14 protein-coding genes are annotated in these 20,457 nt (G+C 61.7%); 11 read left to right on the top strand and 3 right to left on the bottom strand.

Annotated elements, in window-relative coordinates:
- Positions 1-6 precede the first annotated feature (6 nt).
- From tssK to tagH, 3 genes are read right to left on the bottom strand one after another with little or no spacing between them, the layout of a single operon-like run.
- Positions 7-1,341: a type VI secretion system baseplate subunit TssK gene (tssK, locus tag EXW71_RS13745; RefSeq protein ID WP_123716571.1), complete on the bottom strand. Its 1,335-nt coding sequence runs from the start codon at positions 1,339-1,341 to the stop codon at positions 7-9.
- 18 nt (positions 1,342-1,359) lie between these two features.
- On the bottom strand, positions 1,360-1,869 hold the full coding sequence (gene tssJ / locus EXW71_RS13740) for a type VI secretion system lipoprotein TssJ (protein ID WP_123716572.1): 510 nt from the start codon (positions 1,867-1,869) through the stop codon (positions 1,360-1,362).
- A 53-nt stretch (positions 1,870-1,922) separates the two neighbouring features.
- Positions 1,923-3,251, bottom strand: coding sequence for a type VI secretion system-associated FHA domain protein TagH (tagH, locus tag EXW71_RS13735; RefSeq protein ID WP_134659461.1), 1,329 nt, complete (start codon positions 3,249-3,251; stop codon positions 1,923-1,925).
- A gap of 393 nt (positions 3,252-3,644) precedes the next feature.
- Here tagH and tssA point away from each other — a divergent pair, with 393 nt between their 5' ends.
- From tssA to EXW71_RS13680, 11 genes are all read left to right on the top strand, one after another.
- The gene (gene tssA / locus EXW71_RS13730; RefSeq protein WP_134659463.1) at positions 3,645-4,664 is read left to right on the top strand and encodes a type VI secretion system protein TssA; all 1,020 of its coding nucleotides are present in this window, start codon (positions 3,645-3,647) and stop codon (positions 4,662-4,664) included.
- A 54-nt stretch (positions 4,665-4,718) separates the two neighbouring features.
- Positions 4,719-5,225, top strand: coding sequence for a type VI secretion system contractile sheath small subunit (gene tssB / locus EXW71_RS13725; protein WP_010207547.1), 507 nt, complete (start codon positions 4,719-4,721; stop codon positions 5,223-5,225).
- Positions 5,226-5,227: 2 nt separating this feature from the next.
- Positions 5,228-6,727 carry a type VI secretion system contractile sheath large subunit gene (tssC, locus tag EXW71_RS13720; RefSeq protein ID WP_134659465.1) on the top strand — a complete coding sequence of 500 codons (1,500 nt, stop codon included), beginning with the start codon at positions 5,228-5,230 and terminating at the stop codon, positions 6,725-6,727.
- Positions 6,728-6,901: 174 nt separating this feature from the next.
- Positions 6,902-7,390 (top strand): type VI secretion system tube protein Hcp, encoded by a 489-nt coding sequence (locus EXW71_RS13715; protein WP_003195562.1) that lies wholly within the window; start codon positions 6,902-6,904, stop codon positions 7,388-7,390.
- 93 nt (positions 7,391-7,483) lie between these two features.
- Positions 7,484-7,999, top strand: coding sequence for a type VI secretion system baseplate subunit TssE (gene tssE / locus EXW71_RS13710; protein ID WP_134659467.1), 516 nt, complete (start codon positions 7,484-7,486; stop codon positions 7,997-7,999).
- On the top strand, positions 7,996-9,855 hold the full coding sequence (gene tssF, locus EXW71_RS13705; RefSeq protein ID WP_134659469.1) for a type VI secretion system baseplate subunit TssF: 1,860 nt from the start codon (positions 7,996-7,998) through the stop codon (positions 9,853-9,855). Before tssE ends, tssF begins: the two co-directional genes overlap by 4 nt.
- Positions 9,819-10,862, top strand: coding sequence for a type VI secretion system baseplate subunit TssG (tssG, locus tag EXW71_RS13700; RefSeq protein ID WP_134659471.1), 1,044 nt, complete (start codon positions 9,819-9,821; stop codon positions 10,860-10,862). Before tssF ends, tssG begins: the two co-directional genes overlap by 37 nt.
- Positions 10,855-13,518 (top strand): type VI secretion system ATPase TssH, encoded by a 2,664-nt coding sequence (gene tssH / locus EXW71_RS13695; protein WP_134659473.1) that lies wholly within the window; start codon positions 10,855-10,857, stop codon positions 13,516-13,518. The genes tssG and tssH overlap by 8 nt, the downstream gene beginning before the upstream one ends.
- Positions 13,519-13,668: 150 nt before the next feature.
- Positions 13,669-15,609, top strand: coding sequence for a type VI secretion system Vgr family protein (locus tag EXW71_RS13690; RefSeq protein ID WP_134659475.1), 1,941 nt, complete (start codon positions 13,669-13,671; stop codon positions 15,607-15,609).
- A gap of 14 nt (positions 15,610-15,623) precedes the next feature.
- Positions 15,624-16,058 carry a DcrB-related protein gene (locus tag EXW71_RS13685; protein WP_123716580.1) on the top strand — a complete coding sequence of 145 codons (435 nt, stop codon included), beginning with the start codon at positions 15,624-15,626 and terminating at the stop codon, positions 16,056-16,058.
- 12 nt (positions 16,059-16,070) lie between these two features.
- Positions 16,071-20,450: an RHS repeat-associated core domain-containing protein gene (locus EXW71_RS13680; protein ID WP_134742634.1), complete on the top strand. Its 4,380-nt coding sequence runs from the start codon at positions 16,071-16,073 to the stop codon at positions 20,448-20,450.
- The last annotated feature ends 7 nt before the right edge of the window (positions 20,451-20,457 follow it).

Raw genomic sequence — 20,457 nt, 5'->3', positions numbered from 1 at the left:
CGCGGATTATCCTCGGATCGCCCAGAAGGCCAGGTTCAAGCCTGGGAACTGCCCGGCGATATGGAAGGCAAATCCACCGGAGTTGTTCAGTTGCTGCCAGTGCTCGCTGCCCCGGTCCAACTCGTAGTACGTACTGCCTGCGTGATAAGGAATCTGCCGTGGCGCCACCGGCAACGGCAGCAGGCCGATGCCCGGCAGCTGCAGGTTGACCATGTCACGGATGTGCTCCACCGAGCCGACCTTGCTCTGCTGGCCGAAGCGCGCACGCAGGGTTTCGCCGGGTACGTCGGCGCGCACCACCAGGATGAAGCTCGCGCTGTCGAGCAGGGTTTTGTCGGCAAGCATGGCCACGTGGATGCCATAGGCTTTTTCCACAATCGGAATCGGCGTGGCCTTGCTGTCGATCAACATCGACAGCGCTTCACGCAACGCCTGCATCACCGGGGCAAAGCTCAGGGCCAGGTCGTCATGCTGGTATTGCGGATATTCCTGGGGGCGACGGCCCGAGGTCGAAAAGGTCGAGAACTCGCCGGCCAGGCTCACCAGTTCGCTGAAGAAGCGCTCCGGGTGCAACGGGCTCAACTGGCTGAAATGCTGGAGCAGCGGCTGGGCGCGGTTGACCAGTTGCAACAGCATGAAGTCGGCGATCTCCGACGCACCCCCCGCACCCGAGGCGACCACGCGGCCAGCCAGGGCTTCGCCACGCTGGTGCAGCAGGCCCAGCAGCTCACTGCGAAAGGCCGTCAGCGGTTTGCTCGCGGCAACGTCGAGTACCGGCGGGATGTAAGTGTCATCCAGCACCAGGGCGCGGTCGGCGCGTTTTTCCTTAATGCGCACAAGGCCCACGGCGGCGTAATCACTGATGCCATCCTGGGCGGTGAGCAGGCGCAAGGCGCGAGAGCCGACAGCCACTGGCGCACGGTTCTCGAACGGGGCGTTGTCATCCCGCACTTCGCGCACCTGGCTTACATAACGCGCGGCTTCCAGGGCTTCGCCTGCCTCCACGGTATCGCGGGCACCGGCGCGCTTGAGCGGCAAGGCCAGGTACACCAGACCGTCGCGCAGGTTGTCGTCGATATTCAACGGGCTCGGCGCGAGGTCGTCCTGGGGGATATTGAACGGTGTGCCATCAGGCAACAGGCCGCGCGCCGAAACGATCGCCAGCTTGCCCTGGGCCAGCAGCCCCTGGTCGATCAGCAACTCGGAAAAGCCCCAGGCACCGGCATTCAACGGGCGGCTGCGGGCGTCGATCAGGTTTTCCAGGTAACGGTCATGCTGCTGGAAGTGCTGCGTTCCGATGAACATGCCTTCCGACCAGACCACGCGATTGTTCCAGGACATGGGGGCTCCGAGGGTTTCTTATTGGGCAGGGCTGGATGGGGGAACCACGACGTCGGCACGTACGGCGCGCACATCGAGGCTGATCTGATATTCGGTGTATTGGCGCGGTGGCACGTTGATCACCGTGCGCCATTGCGCACGGTCCAGCTCGCGATAGCCCACCAGCAAGCCGATCTGGCGCGTGGCAGGGTCGAGGTCGCGCTGGATGCTCAGTTGCTGGCCGGGTTGCACCATCACTTCGTCCTGGTCCAGCAGGTCGAGGCCGAGGGTCGATTGCGCACGATCCGCCAGGGCGAAGTAGTCGGAGCGCCCGAAGGTAGCGGCATTTTTCAGCTCGAAGATGCGCACCCGTACCGGTGCGGCCTGGCCGTTGGCGCCCGGGTTGAGCCCGGCTATGGCATGAAAGTGCAACTCGACGGCGGCGGTGTCCGCCTCCGTTTCGCCCGCTACTTCGGGTTTGACCGCGTCCTTGGCACACGCCGTCAACAGCAACGCGGTAGCGGCTGCGAGTAAAAACCTGGGAATCATCCTGCGTCCTCAATGACGTACTTAGCTATCCGTTAAATCCATGTACTGCGTGATCAGCGACGCTGTCGTGCGCTGTGTTCTTCGTAGGCTCGGCTGAATTCGCGGCCGAACAGGTCCTGGAAATCTTCCTGGGCCTCGCGGGAAATATTGCTGTAGAGCTCAGTGAACTGCTGCCAGTACTGGGCCTGGCGCGAGCCGTTGAACAGGCTCGATAACCCGGCGGGTTTGCCCATGCGCTCCTCCAGTTGCGAGGGTTCAAAGCGGGTCAGCAGGTGCTTGATCGCGGCCTCCACGCCTGCCATCACGGCCAGCTGGTGAGCGCGCAGATCGTCGAAACTGTCGCGCACGGCGGCGTCCGGTGCCATAAACGCCTGGTTGCCGTGGCGAAGCAGCAACAGTAAGGCTTCGTCGGCATTCGGCGCGAATTTCAACGGATTGTTTTCGGCCGGGCGGATCATGGTCTGTTGCATGCGGAACTCGCCTTTGAGGCTGGCGCGAGCACGCAATACGTCGATCAGGCCCTCGACCATCAAGCGGTAGCTGCGGCCGATGTTTTCCATCTGGGCGCAGGCGTCGGCTTTGTCGAGACGCAACTGCTCCAGGCCGGCGCCACGCAGGAACGCTTGCAGCAGGTCGGGCGATTGCAGGGTTTCGGCCACCGGGCGCGCCGGCTCCAGCACAGGCGGCGGCTGAATCACCGGCGGTGCTGGCGGTGCTGGCGGCGGCGGTGCGGCCGGTGCCGGTGTGTCGGCAAACAGGTCCCAATCATCGGGAATCAGCCCGCCGGATACCACGGGTTTTTCGACGGCCACCGGCGTCGGTGGCCGGAAATCGTGCTGCTCGGACGGCACATGATCCGCCACGGTCGGTGGTGGAACGGCCGTGGGGCTGAGGAAGTCGAACAGGTCCGGCAGGGTATCCATTGCCGAGGCGCCCTGGAACTGCGGCGCGATCACAGGCGCAGGCACAGGTGCGGGCGGGCTGGCGACGGCGCCCATCAGGGCTTCGAAGCTGTTGGATGAGTCACCGGCAAACGGTCGGCTATCCACGGCTTGCACATTGAAATCGATGCGCGCCTGGATCTCGTAGTCGCCGATGCGGATCAACTCACCATCCTGCAACGGCTCGCTATTACCGCGGCGCAAACGGATACCGGCGTGAACCAACTCCACCCCGTTCGTACTGTTATCGGTTAAATAATAACGGCCATCTTTGTACTGAATAACGCAATGCTGTGAAGAGACAAGACGCTCCGGATCAGGCAATACCCAGTCATTATCCGAACTGCGGCCAATAGCCATCACGCCCTGGTCCATGGACTTTTCCGAGCACTGCCCAGGGGTAATCTTGTGATAACTAGTGATAGTCAAACACAGCGACATCTTGCCTCCTTGCTGATTACATCGCGCGCGGTAGATCCCGGGTCTACGCTTCCCGGGAGATGCCCGCCAGGTCACACAAAATGACCCTGAATCTACCTAAACCCGCAAGATCGCTGATCTTAGCTGGCTTCCATGACAAAAATCCTGCTTGGCGGGCGCCGTTCGACCCACCAGTCGCGCAGGTTGTTAAACACCGCACATCTGTCACAGAGGACGAATAGCTTACCTTGACAAGGCATAAGTACTACACCAAAAATGCACAACTTCTTGAACATCACTGATGTCACAGTAGTGGCACTCTGACTATATGACCAAGAAAACATGCAAAGTTCCTCAGACAACTAATGCATGCATTGCCCGCCATCTATCGGGCTGATAAGGAGATCAAACTCAGTGGATGTGCCGTTGCTGCTCGCCGCCGTTTCCCCGAACTCGCCGTGTGGCGAAGACATGGAGTATGACGCGCAATTTCTCCAACTGGAGCGTGACGCCAAGGGCCAACCCGAGCGCAGCATGGGCGATTCGATCCTGCCCGCCGAACCGCCGGAATGGCGCAGCATCCAGCAGCAGAGCCTTGACTTGCTGCAACGCAGCAAAGACCTGCGCATCACCCATTTTCTGCTGCAAAGCACCCTTGCCCTGCAAGGCGTGGCCGGGCTGGCTGAAGTCCTTTCGTTGATCAACGCCCTGCTGCGCGACTATTGGACCGACCTGCATCCACGCCTGGATGCCGACGACGATAACGACCCTACCGTGCGCATCAACGCCCTGTCCGGCTTGACCAGTGACACAACCATTCGCCTGTTGCGCGAAAGCGTCCTCACGCGCTCGCGCACCTTCGGCCCCGTTACCCTGCGTGCGGCGCTCAACGCCAGCGGCCTGCAGATTTTTGCCGACGAGCAGCTCGGAGCCCAGCAACTGCACGCCGCATTCCTCGACAGCGACCCCGAGCACCTGCAAGCCACCCGCGACGCCTTGAGCGCAGCGCGTGCTGCCTGCGAGGCCATCGAACAGCAGGTCAATGACCAGGTCGGTTCAGCCCGGGGCGTGGATTTGAGTGCCTTGAAGCAACCGCTCAAGCAGGCGCTGCAGATACTCAATCAAGCGGTGCCAGGCACCGACAGCAGTGGCGAACCCGAGGCCGTCAGTGACGACAATGCCCCCTCGGTCGATTTCGCCGCTGCGCCCGCAGCACCACGCCCGGCCGGCGACATCGCCAGCCGCGATGACGTGTTGCGCAGCCTCGACAAAATCCTTGCGTACTACACCCGGCACGAGCCCTCGAGCCCGCTGCCGGTGCTGTTGAACCGCGCCAAGAACCTGGTGCACGCCGATTTCGCGGCCATCGTGCGCAATCTGATTCCCGACGGCATGTCCCAATTTGAAAACCTGCGCGGCCCGGACAGCGAGTAAGCCACCGGGCTATGCAGTAACAACACCGTCGCTCAAGCGACCAGGAGCAGCAACGTGGCGAAGCAAAGTTCTCAGAAATTCATTGCGCGCAACCGTGCGCCTCGAGTGCAGATCGAGTACGACGTCGAGCTTTACGGCGCCGAGAAGAAAGTCCAGCTGCCCTTCGTGATGGGCGTGATGGCCGACCTCGCCGGCAAACCTGCCGAGCCGCTCGCCCCCGTGGCGGACCGCAAGTTCCTTGAAGTGGACGTCGACAACTTCGACTCGCGCCTCAAGGCCATGCAGCCGCGCGTGGCCTTCCACGTACCCAACGAGCTGACCGGCGAAGGCAACCTGAGCCTGGACATCACCTTCGAGAGCATGGACGACTTCAGCCCGGCCGCCGTGGCGCGCAAGGTCGATTCGCTGAACCAATTGCTCGAAGCCCGTACCCAGCTGGCCAACCTGCTGACCTACATGGACGGCAAGACCGGCGCTGAAGAAATCATCATGAAGGCGATCAAGGACCCGGCACTGCTTCAGGCACTTGCCAGCGCGCCCAAGCCTGCAGGGGACCAATAATCATGACCGACAATAACGCCCGCGAAGGCAGCCAGATCCTCGGCACCCAGACCGAAGAAGCCAGCGAGTTCGCGAACCTGCTGCTGCAGGAATTCAAGCCAAAGACCGAGCGTGCCCGCGAAGCCGTGGAAACCGCGGTGCGCACCCTGGCCGAACAGGCCCTGGCGCAAACCGACCTGGTGTCCAACGATGCGATCAAATCGATCGAATCGATCATCGCGGCCATCGACGCCAAGCTCACCGCCCAGGTCAACCAGATCATCCACCACCAGGATTTCCAGCAGTTGGAAAGCGCCTGGCGTGGCCTGCACTACCTCGTCAACAACACCGAGAGCGATGAGCAGCTCAAGATCCGCGTGCTCAACATCTCCAAGCCGGACTTGCACAAGACCCTGAAGAAGTTCAAGGGCACCGCGTGGGATCAGAGCCCGATCTTCAAGAAGATGTACGAAGAAGAATACGGCCAGTTCGGCGGTGAACCGTACGGCTGCCTGGTGGGCGACTACTACTTCGACCAGTCACCACCCGACGTGGAACTGCTGGGCGAACTGTCGAAAGTCTGCGCCGCCATGCACGCCCCTTTCATCGCTGCGGCCTCGCCGACCGTGATGGGCATGGGCTCGTGGCAGGAACTGTCGAACCCGCGCGACCTGACCAAGATCTTCACCACTCCGGAATACGCCGGCTGGCGCTCGCTGCGTGAATCGGAAGACTCACGCTACATCGGCCTGACCATGCCGCGCTTCCTGGCGCGCCTGCCGTATGGCGCCAAGACCGACCCGGTGGAAGCCTTCGCCTTCGAAGAAAACACCGACGGCGCCGACAGCTCCAAGTACACCTGGGCCAACGCCGCCTACGCCATGGCCGTGAACATCAACCGCTCGTTCAAACACTACGGCTGGTGCTCGCGCATCCGTGGCGTGGAGTCCGGCGGTGAAGTGGAGAACCTGCCGGCCCACACGTTCCCTACCGATGACGGTGGCGTGGACATGAAGTGCCCGACCGAAATCGCCATCAGCGACCGCCGTGAAGCGGAACTGGCGAAGAACGGTTTCATGCCACTGCTGCACAAGAAAAACACCGACTTCGCCGCCTTCATCGGTGCCCAGTCGTTGCAGAAACCGGCCGAATACGACGACCCGGACGCCACCGCCAACGCCAATCTGGCCGCGCGCTTGCCGTACCTGTTCGCCACCTGCCGTTTCGCTCACTACTTGAAGTGCATCGTGCGCGACAAGATCGGTTCCTTCAAAGAGAAGGACGAAATGCAGCGTTGGTTGCAGGACTGGATCCTGAACTACGTCGACGGCGACCCGGCCCACTCCACCGAAACCACCAAGGCCCAGCACCCATTGGCTGCCGCTGAAGTGATCGTGGAAGAAGTGGAAGGCAACCCGGGTTACTACAACTCCAAGTTCTACCTGCGCCCGCACTACCAGCTCGAAGGGCTGACCGTGTCGTTGCGCCTGGTATCGAAGCTGCCTTCGGCGAAAAGCGCTTAAACATTCGGGACCGGCTCGTTCCTGCAGGAGCGGGCTTGCTCGCGAAAAACTTAAAGGCGCCGCGTTCATTCAGGATGTCAGCGTCAGCGTCAACGACCTTCGCGAGCAAGCTCGCTCCTACAGGGGTCGGGGACGTCAACACATTCTGTGGCTGAGACCACACAGGGAGAAAACATGGCTGTTGATATTTTCATCAAGATCGGCGACATCAAGGGCGAGTCCATGGACAAAGCCCACAAGGACGAAATCGACGTACTGAACTGGAGCTGGGGCATGTCCCAGTCCGGCAACATGCATGTCGGCGGTGGCGGTGGCGCGGGCAAGGTGAATATCCAGGACCTGTCGCTGACCAAGTACGTCGACAAGGCGTCGCCTAACCTGATGATGCACTGCGCCAGCGGCAAGCACATCGACAAGGTCAAGCTGACCGTGCGCAAGGCCGGTGGTGAAAGCCAGGTCGAGTACATGGTGATCAACCTGGAAGAAGTGCTGGTAACGTCCCTGAGCACCGGCGGTTCGGGCAGTGATGATCGCCTGACCGAGAACGTCACCCTGAACTTTGCCCAAGTGATGGTCGACTACCAGCCGCAGAAAGCCGACGGCACCAAAGACGGCGGCGCGATCAAGTTTGGCTGGAACATCCGTTCCAACACCAAGCGCTAATAGCCCTCGGGCCGTGGCCTCACGCCACGGCCCCCGGCACCCTGCCCCTCACGAAGCCCGTCCCTCTCACAACCCGTCCGTGGAGCTGCTTTGGTGGTAACTGAAATCGCTTCCCGCGACCGTCTGCAACCGTCCCTGCTGGACCGGTTGACCGACGACGACCCGACCAATCCCAAGGAAAGCGCCGACAAACGCGTGCTGTCCCTGACCCAATTGAAAGCCTCGGTACTACGCGACCTGGCGTGGCTGCTCAACACCACGTCGTTGCTGGACGCCGATGCCACGCTGCACACCCCAGCCGGTACGTCGGTGATCAATTACGGCCTGCCGGCACTGGCCGGGAACAGCGCTTCCAGCGTCGATATCAAAGCGCTGGAAGCCCTGATCTACCAGGCCATCGCCACCTTCGAGCCGCGAATCCTGCGCCACACCCTGCGCGTCAAAGCCCGCGTCAGCCACGGCGAGATGAACCACAACGCGCTGAGTTTCGAGATCGAAGGCGACCTGTGGGCCCAGCCGGTGCCTTTGCGTCTGTTATTGCAAACCGACCTCGACCTGGAATCCGGCCATGTGCGTGTGATTAACGCCGACCAGCGGAGACGGACATGAACCCGCGCCTGCTGGAGCTGTATAACCAGGAACTGCACCATGTGCGCGAAAGCGCCGCAGAGTTCGCCAAGGAATACCCGAAGATCGCCAGTCGGCTGACCCTGTCCGGCATGGACTGCGCCGACCCGTACGTCGAACGCCTGCTTGAAGGCTTTGCCTACCTGACTGCCCGCGTGCAGCTCAAGCTCGACGCCGAGTACCCGACCTTCACCCACAACCTGCTGGAAATCGCGTACCCGCACTACCTCGCGCCAACGCCGTCGATGACGGTGGTGCAACTGCAGACCGACCCCGATGAAGGCTCCCTGGCCAGCGGTTTTTCACTGCCCCGCGATACGGTATTGCGTGCGGCATTGGGCCGTGAAACCCAGACCTGCTGCGAGTACCGCACCGCTCACCCGGTGACGCTGTGGCCGTTGCAGGTGACCAACGCCGAGTACTTCGGCAACCCCGCCGCCGTGCTCGGCCGCCTAGCCGCCAGTGAGCCGAAGGCCAAGGCTGGTTTGCGCCTGACTCTGCGTACCGGCGCCGAGTTGCCGTTTAACAGCCTCGACCTGGACAGCCTGCCGCTGTACCTCAGTGGTGCCGACGAACAACCGTTCCGCCTTTACGAGCAACTGCTGGGTAACGCCTGCGCCGTGTTTGCACGCAAGCCGGGTGGTGACTGGGTCGAGCGCCTGCCGCAAGACGCGCTGCGCTCGCGAGGTTTTGATGACGCCGACGCCGCCATGCCGGTCGTGGCGCGTGCGTTCCAGGGCTATCGCCTGCTGCAGGAATACTTCGCCCTGCCCCACCGTTTCCTGTTCGTCGAGTTCGCCGAGCTGAGCCGTGCGGTCAAACGCTGCGACGGCCAGGAGCTGGAGTTGATCGTATTGTTCGATCGCCATGAGCCCAGCCTGGAAGGCAGTGTCGGCGCCGCACAATTCCTGCCGTTCTGCACCCCGGCCATCAACCTGTTCCCGAAACGCCTGGATCGCATTCACTTGTCCGACCGGGTCCACGAACACCATGTGATCGCCGACCGCACCCGACCGATGGATTTCGAGGTGCACTCGCTGAGCGGCCTCACCGGCCACGGCACGGGGCCAGAGCAGCCTTTCCTGCCGTTCTACGCTGTACGCGACCCGTCGCGCTACGGCCGCGACCAGGCCTATTACACGGTGCGCCGCGAGCCGCGGGTGCTGTCCAGCGACCAGCGCCGCAACGGCCCGCGCTCCACGTATGTGGGCAGCGAAACCTTTGTCAGCCTGGTGGACAGCAAGCAAGCGCCCTACCGCCACGACCTGCGCCAACTCGGCGTGACCGCGCTGTGCACCAACCGTGATTTGCCGTTGTTCATGAGCGTGGGCAACGGCAAGACCGACTTCACCCTGGCCGACAGCGCGCCGGTGATGGCCGTGCGTTGCGTGGCCGGCCCGAGCCGCCCGCGTGCCAGCCACGCGCATGACGCCAAGGCCTGGCGTCTGATCAGTCAGCTGTCGCTCAACTACCTGTCGCTCAGCGAACAGGGCCAGGGCGCGGGCGCCTTGCGTGAACTGCTGCGCCTGTATGGCGACAGCAACGACGCTGCCCTGCAATTGCAGATCGAGGGCCTGCGTGAAGTCAGCAGCAAAGCCGTGACCCGGCGCCTGCCGATGCCCGGGCCGATCGTGTTTGGCCGTGGCCTGGAGATCACCCTGGAATTCGATGAAAACGCGTTTCGCGGCACCGGTGTGTTCCTGCTCGGTGCGGTGCTGGAGCGCTTCCTGGCACGCTATGTGTCGATCAACAGTTTTACCGAGACGGTGATCCGTACCACCGAACGCGGCGAGATCATGCGATGGAAAGCCAAGCCCGGGCGTCGTCCGACCCTTTGAACACACTGGATGCGATGCATCAGGAACCCTGGGAATACGATTTCTTCCAGGCGTTGCGGCGTATCGAGTGCGAATCGCCCGACCTGCCGCGCCTGGGCCACTCCCTGCGCCTGGCGGATGATCCGCTGCGCCTGGGCCAACAAGCCGATTGCACTTTCGCCCCGGCCACCTTGGCCTCGGTCGATCCCGGTGGTGACGGTAAGCCGGCGCGCCTGGAGCAGTTCTTCTTCGGTCTCGGTGGCCCCAATGGCCCCCTGCCGCTGCATATCACCGAGTACGTACGCGAGCGCCAGCGCAACAACGCCGACAGCACCAGCAAGCAGTTCCTGGATGTGTTCCACCACCGCTTGCTCAGCCTGTTCTATCGGGCCTGGGCCGAGGCGCGGCCTACCGTCAGCCATGACCGCCCGGACGACGACTACTGGTCCGCCCGCCTCGCCGCCCTGAGCGGCCGTGGCATGCCAAGCCTGCTCAACCAGGGGCTGATTGCCGACGCCGCAAAGCTGCATTACAGCGGTCACTTGTCGGCGCAGACCCGCTACCCGGATGGTTTAAAGGCGATCCTCAGCGAGTATTTCGGCTTGTCGGTAGAGATCGAAGAGTACGTCGGCCAATGGCTGGAGTTGCCCGAACGCAGCCGCGTGGGCGTCAGCGCCAACCAACTGGGCGTGGACTTTTGCCTGGGTAGCCATGTCTGGGACCGCCAGCACAAATTCCGCATTCGCCTGGGGCCGCTCAAGCTCGATGACTACATGGGCATGCTGCCCGGCCACCCGCCATTCAATGAGCTGGTGGCGTGGGTGGCCGAGTACCTTGGCCACGAATTGGACTGGGACTTGAACCTGGTTCTGCAACAACCTGAAGTACCGGCGCTGCAACTCAATGGCCAGTTCCGCCTGGGCTTCAATACTTGGCTCGGCAAACCCGCGCACGACGCCAACGACCTAATCCTGGCCCGGCATTACGCCGATCAGGCCACCACCTCAAGGAATCCAGAGCATGGGTGAAATCAGTCGCGCCGCACTGTTCGGCAAACTCAACAGCGTGGCCTACAAGGCCATCGAAGCTGCCACCGTATTCTGCAAGCTGCGGGGTAACCCGTATGTGGAACTGGCCCACTGGTTTCACCAACTGCTGCAACTGCAGGACTCGGACCTGCACCGCATCATTCGCCAGTTCAACGTCGAACCGGCGCGCCTGGCCCGCGACCTGACTGAAGCCCTGGACCGCCTGCCCCGTGGCTCGACCTCGATCACCGACCTGTCCTCCCATGTGGAAGAGGCCGTGGAACGCGGTTGGGTCTACGGCAGCCTGATGTTCGGCGAAAGCCAGGTGCGCACCGGTTACCTGGTGTTGGGCATCCTGAAGACTCCGAGCCTGCGCCATGCGCTGCTGGGTTTGTCTGCCGAGTTCGACAAAATCAAGGCCGAGGCCCTGAGCGAACGTTTTGATGAATATGTCGGTGACTCGCCCGAAAACGCATTGAGCGCCAGTGACGGTTTCAACGCCGGTGCCGTGCCCGGCGAGGCCAGCGGTGCCATGGCTCCGAGTGCAATGGGCAAGCAGGAAGCCCTCAAGCGCTTTACCGTCGACCTGACCGAGCAGGCCCGTAGCGGCAAGCTTGATCCCATCGTTGGGCGTGACGAAGAGATCCGCCAACTGGTCGACATCCTCATGCGCCGCCGCCAGAACAACCCGATTCTCACCGGTGAAGCCGGAGTGGGCAAAACCGCCGTGGTCGAAGGTTTCGCCCTGCGCATCGTCGCCGGTGACGTACCGCCTGCGCTCAAGGATGTGGAACTGCGCAGCCTCGATGTCGGCCTGCTGCAAGCCGGTGCCAGTATGAAAGGCGAGTTCGAGCAACGCCTGCGCCAAGTGATCGAAGACGTCCAGGCGTCGCCCAAGCCGATCATCCTGTTTATCGACGAAGCTCACACACTGGTCGGGGCCGGTGGGGCCGCCGGCACGGGCGACGCCGCCAACCTGCTGAAACCTGCGCTGGCCCGTGGCACCTTGCGTACCGTGGCCGCGACCACCTGGGCCGAATACAAGAAGCACATCGAAAAAGACCCGGCCTTGACCCGCCGCTTCCAGGTGGTACAAGTGGCCGAGCCATCGGAAGACAAGGCGCTGCTGATGATGCGCGGCGTGGCCTCGACGATGGAACAGCACCATCAGGTGCAGATCCTCGATGAAGCCCTGGAAGCGTCGGTGAAGCTGTCCCACCGTTACATCCCGGCGCGCCAATTGCCGGATAAATCCGTGAGCCTGCTGGACACCGCCTGCGCCCGCGTCGCCATCAGCCTGCACGCGGTGCCGGCGGAAGTCGACGACAGCCGCCGCCGTATCGAAGCCCTGGAAACCGAGCTGCAAATCATCGCCCGCGAGCATGCTATCGGCATTGCGATTGGTGCACGGCAAACCAACACCGAAGCCCTATTGAGTGCTGAGCGTGAGCGTCTTGCGACGTTGGAGAACCGTTGGGCCGAAGAGAAAGCGCTGGTTGATGAGTTGCTCGCCACCCGTGCCACCCTGCGTGAAAAGGCTGGCGTGGTAGACAGTGGCAACGATGAATTGCGCGCCCGACTGGTCGACCTGCAACAGCGTCTCAGCGTATTGCAAGGCGAGACCCCGCTGATCCTGCCGACCGTGGATTACCAGGCCGTGGCCTCGGTGGTCGCCGACTGGACCGGGATTCCGGTGGGCCGCATGGCCCGCAACGAGCTGGAGACCGTGCTCAATCTCGATCAGCACCTGAAGAAGCGCATCATCGGCCAGGACCATGCCCTGCAGATGATCGCCAAACGCATCCAGACGTCCCGCGCCGGTCTCGACAATCCGAGCAAGCCAATTGGCGTGTTCATGCTGGCCGGCACCTCCGGCGTAGGCAAGACCGAAACGGCCCTGGCCCTGGCCGAAGCCATGTACGGCGGCGAGCAGAACGTCATCACCATCAACATGAGCGAGTTCCAGGAAGCTCACACAGTGTCCACGCTCAAGGGCGCGCCACCGGGTTATATCGGTTACGGCGAGGGCGGCGTGCTGACCGAGGCGGTGCGGCGTAAACCGTACAGCGTGGTGCTGCTGGACGAGGTGGAAAAAGCCCACCCCGACGTGCACGAGATCTTCTTCCAGGTGTTCGACAAGGGCGTGATGGAAGACGGCGAAGGCCGGGTGATCGACTTCAAGAACACCCTGATCCTGCTGACCACCAACGCCGGCACCGAGCTGATTTCCCACGTGTGCAAAGACCCGGCGAACATCCCCGAGCCGGAAGACATCGCCAAGGCGCTGCGCCAGCCGCTACTGGAGATTTTCCCGCCGGCGTTGCTGGGCCGCCTGGTGACCATTCCGTATTACCCGCTCAGCGACGAGATGCTCAAGGCAATCACCCGCCTGCAGCTCAACCGCATCAAGAAGCGCGTGGAAAGTACCCACAAGGTGGCTTTCGACTACGACGACGCGGTGGTCGACCTGATCGTCTCGCGCTGCACCGAGACCGAGAGCGGTGGCCGCATGATCGACACCATCCTCACCAACAGCCTGCTGCCAGACATGAGCCGTGAGTTTCTCACCCGCATGCTCGAAGGCAAGGCGTTGGCCGGTGTGCGGATCAGTAGCCGGGATAACGAACTGCACTACGACTTCAGCGACGCCAGCTGACGGAACGCCATTCAACTGTAGGAGCCGGCTCGCCGGCGATAGCGGCCTGACATTCAACATTGAGGTTGACCGGGCCACCACTATCGCTGGCAAGCCAGCTCCTACAGGGGGTTCGGTTCGTCAGGTACAACGACATTTACGGGTTAACCGATGCTATTCAACCAAGCCTCACGCCTGGCCAAGATCACCAGCCCCCTCGGGCCGGATGTACTGCTGCTCAATGAAATGGGCGGCGGCGAAGAGCTGGGCAGGCTGTTCAACTACGAGCTGCAACTGACGTCCCTGGACGCCAACATCGACCTTAACCAACTGCTCGGCAAGCCGATGAGCGTAGGCCTGCAATTGGCGGACGGTGGCGAGCGATACTTCCACGGCATCGTTGCCCGTTGCAGCCAGAACATCGACCAGGGCCAGTTCGCCAGTTACCAGGTGACGCTGCGCCCATGGTTGTGGTTGCTCAGCCGTACATCGGACTGCCGGATTTTCCAGAACCTGAGCATCCCGCAGATCATCAAGCAGGTGTTTCGCGACCTGGGCTTTTCCGACTTCGAGGACGCCCTGAGCCAGCCGTACCGCGAGTGGGAATACTGCGTGCAGTACCGCGAGACCAGTTTCGATTTCGTCAGCCGCTTGATGGAACAGGAAGGCATCTACTACTTCTTCCGCCACGAACAGGACCGCCATGTGCTGGTGCTGGCCGATGCCTACGGCGCGCACACCACCGTGCCGGGCTACGCGTCGGTCCCGTACTACCCCAAGGACGAGCAGCAGCGCGAACGCGACCACATGCACAACTGGCACCTGGCGCACGAAGTGCAGCCGGGTTCGCTGGAACTCAACGATTACGACTTCCAGCGCCCCAGCGCCCGTATCGACGTGCGCTCGGCCATGCCGCGCCCGCATACCGCCGGCGACTACCCGCTCTACGACTACCCCGGCACCTACGTGCAAAGCGAAGATGGCGAACACTATGCACGCACCCGCATCGAAGCCCTGCAAACCCTGCACGAGCAGATCGAGTTTGCCGGCAATGCGCGGGGCCTGGGTTCGGGCCATCTGTTCAGCCTCACCGGCTTCAGCCGTCAGGACCAGAACCGCGAATACCTGATCGTGGGTTGCCGCTATTACATCGTCCAGGAAAGTCTGGAAAGCGGCGGGGGTTCGGGTTCGGCGCAGTTCGAAAGCAGCCTCACCTGCATCGACGCCCAGCAAAGTTTCCGCCCAATGGCCAACACCCATCGGCCCATCGTCAAAGGCCCGCAGACCGCACTGGTGGTCGGCCCCAAAGGCGAGGAGATCTGGACCGACCAGTACGGCCGCGTGAAGGTGCACTTCTACTGGGACCGTCATGACCAATCCAACGAAAACAGCTCGTGCTGGATCCGTGTGTCGCAATCCTGGGCGGGGAAAAACTGGGGCTCGATGCAGATTCCGCGCATCGGCCAGGAAGTGATCGTCAGCTTCCTGGAAGGCGACCCGGACCGGCCGATCATCACTGGCCGCGTCTACAACGCCGAGCAGACTGTGCCCTACGACCTGCCGGAAAACGCGACCCAGAGCGGCATGAAAAGCCGCTCCAGCAAAGGCGGCACGCCGGCCAACTTCAATGAAATCCGCATGGAGGACAAGAAGGGGCTGGAGCAGTTGTACATCCATGCCGAAAGGAATCAGGACATCGTAGTGGAGGTGGATGAAAGCCACTCCGTCGGGCATGACCGCAACAAGAGCATCGGCCATAACGAGACGGTGACCATCGGCAACAACCGCCTGCGCATCGTCAAGCAGGAAGACATCCTCTCGGTGGGCCAGAGGAAGACCGACAGCATCAGCCAGAGCTACGTTATCGAGGTGGGCGAGAACCTGCGGCTGGTCTGCGGCGAAAGCATCCTGGAGTTGAACGCCAGCGGGCAGATCAACCTGAGCGGCGTGCAAATCAGCTTCTACGCCAGCGGCGATGCCGAGTTCAACACTGGCGGCGTGCTGCACCTGAACAACGGCGGCGGCCCCGGCGCCACGCCCGATGGCCAAGGCGTGAAAGCCAGCATCGACGCGAATATCAAAGCTGCGTTCCCCGCGCCTAAAAGCTCCTGACGAGACCTGTTTCCATGACGTACCGAATCAACGAATTCCAGTTCCAACTGCCGGCCGCCGAGCTGCAGGACGCGACGATCAATATCCTCAAGTTCCCTGAATTGGGCACTTCCCTGATTGTCAGCCGCAGCCTGCTCGCCGAGGGTGAAACCCTGCACAGCAACTTCAATGACCAACTCCAGCGCCTGGAAAAACAGGTGCAGGATTTGCGCTATCAACCGGGTGTTGACGTGCGCCTGGGCGCAGCGCAAGAGGTAGAAGGGATCGAGCTGCGCAGCCAGTTCAACAAGGGCAATGACAAGGTGTTCCAGTACCAACTGGCACTGGTGATTCCGGGCACGCGCAAGATGCTCGCCTTGAGTTACGTGAAGGCCGACAAGCTAGGGGATGCCGAAGCGGCGCACTGGGCGTTGATCAAAAACTCGCTGTCGTTCGACGCTATTTCCTGATGAGCAACTTGAATGTCTGACGCGTTATGGGCGGCCCGGATGGGCGATGCGCTGTCCCACACCTCGATGATGGCGGACATCCTTGGCGGTGTGCTGGAAGTGGCGGCCAATATCGCGATCACCGCTGTGGCGACCGCTGCCGTGGTGGCTGCCACCGGCATTACCGTGGTCACCGGCGGGCTCGGCTGCTTCCTGCTGGGCGCGGTGGTGGGCACGATTGTCGGCCTGGCCATGAGCAAGAGTGGGGCCGATAAGGGCCTGACGAAGTTATGCGATGCCTTTAGCAACGCATTGTTTCCGCCCACGGTACAGGCAAACATTCTCACCGGATCCACCAACACCCTCACCAACAATATCCCCGCTGCCCGCGCCGCCGGGGCTATCAGCTCCCATGTCGCGCCAGCTGGCACCGAGCTGGAAGAAACCAAGCCTGAACCCGACCCCAGTTACCTGGATATGGCCGAGAGTTTCTTCTCGCAGATGTGGCGCCCTACGGTCGCGACGCCCGCGCCGGGCGCCGTGCCCAAGCCGTTGGACATGGTCGTGTGCATGAAGCACCCACCGATGCCGCCACAGTTTCTGGCCGAGGGCTCGGAAAAGGTCACGGTCAACGGTCAACCGGCGGTGCGCAGTGGTGACCGTAGTACCTGCGATGCGACGGTGGTGTCATCGGGGCTGATTTCCTCCAATGTCACCATTGGCGGCGGCTCGGTAGTGGTGCGTGAAATTCGCAGCGGCAAGACCCCGGGCGTCGGGCTGGCGGTGACGGCGCTGCTGATGCTCAAGGGCGGCAAGGGCAAGTTCTTCAGCAAGTTGCCGTGCATGTTGATTGGTGGGGCGACCTCGATGGCCGTCAGCAGTGCGATGGGCGCGCTGGCCAACGCGGCGCTGGGCTCGTCGAACCCGGTGCATGCGGCGACAGGCGCGAAGGTGCTGGGCGATGTCGAGGAGCTGGATTTCGTACTGCCCGGCACTCTGCCAATCGACTGGCAGCGCTTCTACAACAGCCGCGATGAACGCCCGGGCACACTGCTCGGGAAAGGCTGGAGCGTGGCCTATGAAGTGTGCGTCGAGATCAGGCCCCATCCGGAGGGCGGTGAGACGCTGATTTATACCGATGAGCAAGGCCGGCCCATCGACATGGGCTCCATTCCTTTAGGCGGCGCAGTGTTCAGTGCCGGTGAAGGGCTCGCGGTGCGACGCCGCCTCAATGGGCAGTTGTTGATCGAAAGCGATGACGGGCTGTATCGCCTATTTGAACCCTCTGCCAACCCATCATTACTGCGTCTTAGCCAACTCGGCGACCGCAATGACAACCGCATCCATGTCGACTACGACGAAGCCGGCCATCTGGTACGGCTGCGCGATACGTTCGATCTGGTGCAGGTTGAGTTGATCCGCGATCAAGGCCACCTGGTGCGGATCGAACGCCTGTACCCCGATCAGCGCCGCGAAACGCTCGTCAGCTATGGCTTCGATGCGCAGGGAAACCTCGCCGAAGTGCGTGATGCCACTGGCCAGGTTCAGCGGCGTTTCGCTTACGACAGTGGTCGCCGAATGGTGGAACATCAACTGCCCACCGGATTGCGCTGCTTCTATGAGTGGGCTTTGGTTGAAGGTCTGGAATGGCGTGTGGTGCGACATTGGACCGATGAGGGCGACGCTTACCAGTTCGAGTATGACTTGCAGGCCGGTATCACCCGCATCACCGATGGCTTACAACGCGTCAGCACCCGGCACTGGAACAGTCAACACCAGATCATTCTGTACAGCGACAATCTCAACCATAACTGGCTCTTCGAATGGAATGATGAACGCCAGTTGCTCAGCGCCACTGACCCTCAGGGTGGGCGCTTCGAATACAGCTACGATGAGGCCGGCAACCTGATCGGCGAAACCGACCCATTGGGCCGCAGCGACTCGACCCTGTGGCTGGAACACTGGGCGTTGCCGCTGGTGGAGACCGATGCCGCCGACCACAGTTGGCAGTACCGCTACGATCCGCGCGGTAACTGTATCGCCGAGACCGACCCACTGGGCAACATCACTCGCTACCGGTACGACGCCCACGGACAGGTCGTGGAAATCATCGACGCCACCGGCAAAAGCAAAAAGCTGCGCTGGAACCCGTTCGGGCAACTGGTCGAGCATATCGATTGTTCGGGTTACCCAACGCGGTTCAGCTACGACGAGCGCGGTTATCTGCAGGTCATTATCGATGCGCTCGGTGAGCGCACTCAATTCAGCTACGACGCCCAGGGGCGTTTGCTCACCACTCAATTGCCGGACGGCCGTACCGAGCAGTACCAACGCGATGCAAGTGGGCAACTGGTCGGTTACACCGACCCGGCAGGGCACACCACGCTGTATCAGCACAACCGTCGCGGGCAGGTACGCCAGCGCATCGACGCCCATGGCCGGCAGGTGCAGTTCGGCTATGACAGTTATGGGCGGCTGCAAGCGTTGATCAACGAGAACGGCGAGCGTTATCGCTTCGCGTGGGATGCCGGCGACCGTTTGGTCGAGCAGCAAGACCTCGATGGCAGCGCCAGGCGCTACGGCTACGATGCGTTGGATAACATCACGACGGTGACAGCTGTACCCGCGCCTTACGGCAATGGCCTGGCCCTGGTACCCGACACGCCGCCCGATCCTATCGTGCATCGACTGGAACGCGATGCGGTCGGTCGACTGGTGGCCAAAACCACCGACGATGGTCGCACCGATTACAGCTACGACGCGGTGGATCAGCTCACCGCTGTAACCTTCACCGACCTGCAAGGCAATACCCAGGCGCTGGGCTTCGCCTACGACGCCCTTGGCCAGTTGACTGCTGAACACAGCGCTGCAGGTGCCCTGCAACACCACTACGACGAACTGGGCAACCTGATCCAGACTCAGTTGCCGGACGGCCGCTGGCTCAACCGCCTGTACTACGGCAGCGGCCACCTGCACCAGATCAACCTCGACGGCCAGGTCATCAGCGACTTCGAACGCGACCGCCTGCACCGCGAAGTGCTGCGTACCCAGGGCCAGCTCAGTACCCGCAGCGAATACGACCGCAGCGGCCGCCTGCGTTCACGCCAACGCCGTCTCGCCAGCCAACCCTCATTGATGCCGGCAGCGGCGCAAAAGCAGTTCGAGTACGACCCCGCCGACAACCTGATCGGCAAACTCGACCAACAACCCGCCGCGCAACATCGCCAACTGCTGCACTACGACGCCACCGGCCGCATCATCGCCAGCCAGGACAGCCTGCACGGCCAACGCGAAACCTTCGCCTACGACGCCGCCGCCAACCTGCTGGACGGCCCGCAATCCGGCGCCGGGCTGGTGGTGCACAACAAGCTGCTGACTTATCAGGACAAGCGTTATCGCTACGACGCCTTTGGCCGCACGATTGAAAAACGCAGCGCCAAACGGGGCATACAGCGATTTGCCTACGATGCCGAAAGTCGGTTGGTTGAAGTGCGTAACGACGACGGCAGCGTAGTGCGAATGACCTACGATCCGCTGGGCCGACGCATCGGAAAAACTGAGCATGGCAGTGATGGATATCCACTGGGCGAGTCTCGGTTCACATGGGACGGCCTGCGATTGTTGCAGGAGCATAAACACAGCCAGACCAGCGTCTATGTTTATGACGATGAAGGCTATGAACCCATTGCCCGCGTCGACGGCATGGGTCCGTTGCAGAAGATTCGCTATTACCACAACGACCTGAACGGATTGCCCGAGCAACTGACCGAGGCCGACGGGCATAACGTCTGGCGCGCTACGTATCAGGTCTGGGGCAATACCGTTGAGGAAGTGCGTGAGCCGTATTACATCGAAGAGCAGAACCTGCGGTTTCAGGGGCAGTATCTGGATCGGGAGACGGGGCTGCATTTCAATACGTTCAGGTTTTATGATCCGGATGTGGGGCGGTTCACGACGCCGGATCCGATTGGGTTGCTCGGTGGTTTCAACCTCTATCAGTACACTCCTAATCCATTCACATGGATGGACCCGCTCGGGTTAAGTTGCTCGAGCGATGCGAAAAAACTTGGAGGACGCCTCGGTAAAGCCCCAAGCAAAGACTACCGTGCCCACCACATTGTGATGTCCAACTCGAAAGACTTACGTATGCGCTGGTTGAGAAGACGCATGGACAGACTTGGTATAGATATAAACCAAAAAGAAAATGGAATCTGGCTACCTGCCAATTCAAAATCTCGCCTGCCAAATACAAAAGCCACCGCTCATGCTGGAGAGGGCGTCCATGGCAACGCATACAAAAAACATGTATGGGAGACTTTAAAAGGTGCAAAAACAAAATCCGAATTCGAGCAAGGACTAAAGACACTCAACCTCGAACTTAGCGGCGGCAAAACCTTTCCGTTGGCCAAATAGGACACTC

Source organism: Pseudomonas sp. BCA17 (genome assembly GCF_004519405.1).
Taxonomy (GTDB): domain Bacteria; phylum Pseudomonadota; class Gammaproteobacteria; order Pseudomonadales; family Pseudomonadaceae; genus Aquipseudomonas.
Note: the sequence above shows the minus strand (reverse complement) of the source record. Positions and strands in the feature narration are given on the sequence as shown.